Genomic DNA, 4,719 nt, shown 5'->3' with positions numbered 1-4,719 from the left:
CGACGAGGTGCCGCAAGCCTTGCAGCATCTGGAGAAAGGGCCGTTCGGCAAGATCGTGATCACCACGAACTGACTTTTGCGATGGCCAGGGCAACTGCTTCAACACGCCGACAATTGCCTCGCCATCCGTGAAATAGGGATCGCCGCCGCCATTGCGTCCCGTACTGGTGGCGCCGACGCCCGATATATCGCTGGTCGAGATCAGCGTGCCGGCGGTGGCCAGGTCGCGCATCAGGAAATCGCGCTCGGCGTCGATGTCGGGGCCGATATGGTGGGTGACGGCGCCGGTGTCGTGGCTGAGGCCGACGCCGCGATCGAAGCTGGCCGAGCCCAGCCACAGCGGCCGGCCATCGTCGCCGCTTGCATCGGTCAGCCAGAAGCGGACATGATGCCGGCGGTCGGCGCTGAGGCCCTCCGGCTTTTCGAAGGTGAGATCCTGGGCGCGGCCATCGAACAGCAGCCTGCTGACCGGCGCATCGGGGTAGGGGTGGTCGAACAGCACGCTTTCACCAATCTCGATCGCGGTCTTCAGGGTCACGGCGTCGGCGGTGTCCCAGCCGGCGACGGCGAAGGCGTGCACTACTTCCTTTCGCGTACCGACAAGACCGACATTGATGGGATCGCCCGGAATGCCTTGCGGCGTGTGCGTCACCATCTCGAAGCTGTGTTTGCGAAAGCCGCGATCGTGAAACGTCCAGAATTCCGGTGCGGCAAAATAGGCGAGCGCCAGATAGGCGGCCAGCAAGGTCGCCACCCAGATTGCAACGCGTCGCCGAAAACTTCGCTGGCTCATGAACGCCGCCCGATCCGTGCGGTATCTGTTGCCTGCCGGACCCTGGAAATCAATGGCCAGCAGCGCGCCGCCGGTCTATCGTGGGCCATCGTTTCCTCGCGGGGGCAGCAATGGAGCGGAAGCTGGCAGGCCGCAAGCCAATGGCGTTGACCGCCGAGCTTGTCGCGCAAGTGGAGCGTGTCGAGCCTGATCCCGGGCCAGAGCCCGGAACCAGCGAGCACACCGATGCGGAGTTCGATGGCCTGGTCGACAAGCTGCTTTCGCAGCATCGTCCCGAGACGCTTTGGGTCTTTGCCTACGGGTCGTTGATCTGGAACCCCGAATTCGCCTATGTCGAGCAGCGCCCGGCCACGGCGCCGGGATGGCACCGCTCGTTCTGCCTGAAACTGACCCGCTGGCGCGGAACCCGCGATTTGCCGGCCCTGATGCTGGCGCTCGATCGAGGCGGCAGCTGCAGCGGCATCGTCTATCGGCTGCCCGCGGAAGACCATTTCGGGCAACTTGGCCAGTTGATGCGCCGCGAGATCGATGCCAACCCGCCAACCAACGTGCCATGCTGGATCAAGGTCAAGACCAGGGACGGGCCGCTGCGTGCCCTGGCTTTCGTCGCCGCGCCGGACGGCAGCGCCTATGCCGGCCGGTTGCCGTTGGAGCAGGTTGCCGACACGCTGGCACGAGCTGCCGGTCATTGGGGCTCTTCGGCGCAGTATTTGTTCAGGACCGTGAGCAAGCTTGAAGAGAGCGGCATCCGCGACCGGAATCTCTGGCGCATCCAGGACTTGGTTGCACGGCAAATCGCCGCTTCAACCGGTGGCGCCGATTAGGCTGATCTCTCCCTAACGGCAGGCGCGATAACCGTTTTTGCGGTTCTTGATGTCGAAATGGAAATGGTTGCGGTGGTCGTAATTGTAGCCGGGGCCGAGCACGGTGGAGAAGTACTGGCAGCCGTCGGCGCGCACATTGTTGAGGAAGCCGCGGGTGCGGAAAGCGAACAGGCCGGGCTTGCGCACGTCGATGTCGTCGCCATTGTTGAGCTCGATGCTCATGACGTCGAGCGCATTGCCCTTGCCGTGCTCGGACAGGACACCTTCGCCGGCAATCCTGCGGCAGGAATAGCTGGAGCCCTGGTGGATGGTCTTGACGCCGGAGAAATAGCGCCAGCGGGCGGAGGGGAGGAGCTCGTTCTTCGTCCAGCCGGCAAAGGTGGCGGCCATGTCGCAGGTCAGGGTTGCCGCGGGTTTCATCTGGATGTTGCCGATGGCCGAAACCTTGACCGGATAATCGATGCCGCACTGGCCTTCATGGATCGGCGCCAGGTCGGTGTAGGCGACATCGAGACGCTTCAATTGCTGCCGGCAGTCGGTTTCGCTGGCCGGCATCTGCTCGACCGGCGACATCGGCTCGTCCATGCGCGGATAAGCGGTCTGCGTCATGTACGGATTTGAAGGGACAAGCTTCTGCATGCCGCCATATTGCGGCACGGCAGCCGTCTGCGCGCCGACGTCGACGGCTGGCTGCAGCGACAGCACACTGCCGGTGTTGCAGGCGGAAAGCGCCGCCAGCGCCAGGCCGGCGGTCAGCATTGCTGCATATTTTGTCTGGCGCGCGGTGGCGAAAAACACGGCCCGAAATTTGCCGGCCATTGGCGGAATCCCGTTGATGGATATCCGGCATTTTAACGATCAAGGGTAAAGGAAAACTCAGCGCCCGCGTTCATGCCTGCGGCCGAATTGCGGCACGCGGCCTGGATCAGCCATGCTCACTGGCAGAACGTGCCGCCATGCCGGCGCGGTTCGAGATCGAGATGGAAATGCAGGGAGTGATCAGGATCGGCGCCCGGACCGAGCACTGTCTTGAAGGGACCACAGGCCGCCTTGCGCACGGCGTCGAGGAATTTGGCGTCCTTCTCGGGCGGCGCCGGGCCGACCTCGATCTTCTTGCCGTCCGATAGCGTGAAGCTGGCGATGTCGAGCGCGTTGCCAAAGGCGTGTTCCGACAGTTTTCGGGTGCCATTGCGTGGCCGGCAGACAAAGGCCGATGCCTGGCCGATCGATTTCAGGTCCTCACCGAATTCGGCTTTCGCCGCCGGCTGGATGACATCGGCGGCAAAACGCGCCATCGCCTCGGCCATCTTGCAGTTGAGTTCGGTGCCGGGGCCGATGGCGACGGACTTTCCAAGGTTCTTCAGCACGATGGGATAGGGGATCGAACAGCCGATTTCGGGCTGGCTTTCCGCCTTGTGTACTTCGAATTCGACGCCGAGCGTCTTCAGCCGTTCGCGGCATGCGACTTCCTCGGCTGGCATTTTTTCATCGGGCAAGTCGGCCGAGCGCGGATCGGGCAGCATCTTCTCGTCGTCTGCATCGGCCGGCTTTTGCGGCGGCTGCGGGCCAACGTTGGGCGGCTGAGCCTCGGGCTCCGCGATGTCGGGTTTTGGTGTCGGCGTTGGCGCGACCGCGGGCGGCTCCGGTTCGCTTTTCGTATCGGTTGAGGGTTGGGGAGCCGGCTCGGGAAGTGCCTGCTTTTCCCGGCGGGATTTTTCTTCAGGGTTACGGTCGGGCGCGCCGGCGGTGTTCGGACCTTTCTTCTGCTCCCCGGTCTTTGCAGCGTCGGCCTTTGGAGTGTCCGTCGGGCGTGGCTCGGGCACCGGAATATTGGGCCCGGGCACCGGAACATCGGCAGGCAAGGGCAGCGGCGGCAGCGTTTTCTGCTGCGCCTGCTTCGGCGTCACCGATCGGTGTCTTCGTGGTTTCAGGTGCTTTCCGCCTCGCTGTTTGAGGCGCTGTTCGGCTCGTGGAGTCAACGGCTGCTCTATCCTCGGCGTCAACGGCTCGTGATGCCGATGGCGATGTCTCGCCTCGGCCGGCATCACCAGCAAAGCCGTGACGGCCATGACAAACGCGATCCTGAATGTTCGGGAAAAGACAATCGACCCCATCGCCGTCAACGGCGCCGACGCGAGGAAGTTGCCTTGGTCTCATCACGAACGGTAACCGCTCCGTTACGCACCTATCGCTTCCAACCCTTCCTCCAGCCAGTCGGCGAGCAGTGGCATGCCAAGCAGGTATTTTGCGGTGCGCTTGTTGGCGCGTTCGCGCGCGGCCGCCAGTGCGTCCGCCCATTCGGTGGCGTCGTAGTCGCCGCGACCGACCCAGGCCAGCGCGATCAGTTCGGCTGCTTCATCGACATTGAGGTCGTTGATCAGCTCACGCAGCTCTTCCTCGGTCAGATTCTCGGAGCTTTCCTCGGCAAGGCCGTCATGGTGATGGTTGACATGGGACTCGCCGTCGAGCTCGACCTCATGCTCGGCGCCATCGGCATAGTCTTCATTGACGGCCGCACTCAGCGCCTTGGCCTTGAGGATGAACAGGCGCACCGTGTCGGGGCCGATCGAAAGCTCCCAGTCCTTTTCAAGCCGCCGCTGCAAGGGCCGTCTCCCTCAGGTCGTTTGCCGGATGATAGCGGATTTGCGGCATCCGTCACCTGATGTTCTCCGCACGCAATTTTCCGGGATGAAACGCAAGCCGACCGGCGTTAGTGTTGCATTCTCACCCTCCAGGAGGCTTCGATGCATAAAAGAGTGCTGATCCAGGTGGCGACTGCCCTTGTCGCGCTGCAGTTCCTTGCCGTTCCGGTGTTCGCCGCCGGCGGTGACAGTGGCGGCAGCGATCAGACGGTCACCCAATGCAAGAAGGGCGAAGTCTGGGACAAGAAGAAGAAAAAGTGCGTCGCACCCCAGGAGGGCATGCTCGACGACGACAGCATCTATGATGCTGGCCACGCGTTGGCGATGGCCGGGCGCTATGACGAGGCGATCTCCGTGCTCAGCCTTGCCGCCAACAAGCAGGATCCGCGCATCCTCAACTATCTCGGCTATTCGCACCGCCATTCCGGCCGCGTCACCGTCGGCCTCGGCTATTACGAGG

General features: G+C 63.3%; 4 protein-coding genes and 2 pseudogenes. 2 read left to right on the top strand and 4 right to left on the bottom strand.

Features of this window, described 5'->3' with window-relative positions; all coding sequences use genetic code 11:
• Nucleotides 1-94: 94 nt before the first annotated feature.
• Nucleotides 95-793, bottom strand: a pseudogene (locus EOD15_RS28890) (LssY C-terminal domain-containing protein); the annotation flags it as partial.
• A gap of 110 nt (nucleotides 794-903) precedes the next feature.
• Between EOD15_RS28890 and EOD15_RS28885 the strand changes: the two are divergent.
• The gene (locus EOD15_RS28885; protein ID WP_127318566.1) at nucleotides 904-1,617 is read left to right on the top strand and encodes a gamma-glutamylcyclotransferase; all 714 of its coding nucleotides are present in this window, start codon (nucleotides 904-906) and stop codon (nucleotides 1,615-1,617) included.
• A 12-nt stretch (nucleotides 1,618-1,629) separates the two neighbouring features.
• Here the strand turns inward: EOD15_RS28885 and EOD15_RS28880 are convergent, their stop codons facing one another.
• From EOD15_RS28880 to EOD15_RS28870, 3 genes are all read right to left on the bottom strand, one after another.
• Nucleotides 1,630-2,436 (bottom strand): extensin family protein, encoded by an 807-nt coding sequence (locus EOD15_RS28880; protein WP_127318564.1) that lies wholly within the window; start codon nucleotides 2,434-2,436, stop codon nucleotides 1,630-1,632.
• Nucleotides 2,437-2,552: 116 nt separating this feature from the next.
• Nucleotides 2,553-3,608 (bottom strand): extensin family protein, encoded by a 1,056-nt coding sequence (locus tag EOD15_RS28875; protein ID WP_164761578.1) that lies wholly within the window; start codon nucleotides 3,606-3,608, stop codon nucleotides 2,553-2,555.
• A gap of 186 nt (nucleotides 3,609-3,794) precedes the next feature.
• Nucleotides 3,795-4,220 carry a DUF3775 domain-containing protein gene (locus EOD15_RS28870; protein WP_013530064.1) on the bottom strand — a complete coding sequence of 142 codons (426 nt, stop codon included), beginning with the start codon at nucleotides 4,218-4,220 and terminating at the stop codon, nucleotides 3,795-3,797.
• Nucleotides 4,221-4,361: 141 nt separating this feature from the next.
• Between EOD15_RS28870 and EOD15_RS28865 the strand changes: the two are divergent.
• Nucleotides 4,362-4,719, top strand: a pseudogene (locus tag EOD15_RS28865) (tetratricopeptide repeat protein); the annotation flags it as partial.

The sequence above is a fragment of the Mesorhizobium sp. M7A.T.Ca.US.000.02.2.1 genome, from assembly GCF_003996995.1.
In the GTDB taxonomy this organism is placed as follows: Bacteria; Pseudomonadota; Alphaproteobacteria; order Rhizobiales; family Rhizobiaceae; genus Mesorhizobium.
This window is presented reverse-complemented; position numbering and strand designations above follow the sequence as displayed.

Excerpts from the sequence above, each read along its gene's own strand:
- EOD15_RS28885 (WP_127318566.1), top strand. The coding sequence starts at position 904 with ATGGAGCGGAAGCTGGCAGGCCGCAAGCCAATGGCGTTGACCGCCGAG.
- EOD15_RS28880 (WP_127318564.1), bottom strand. The coding sequence starts at position 2,436 with ATGGCCGGCAAATTTCGGGCCGTGTTTTTCGCCACCGCGCGCCAGACA.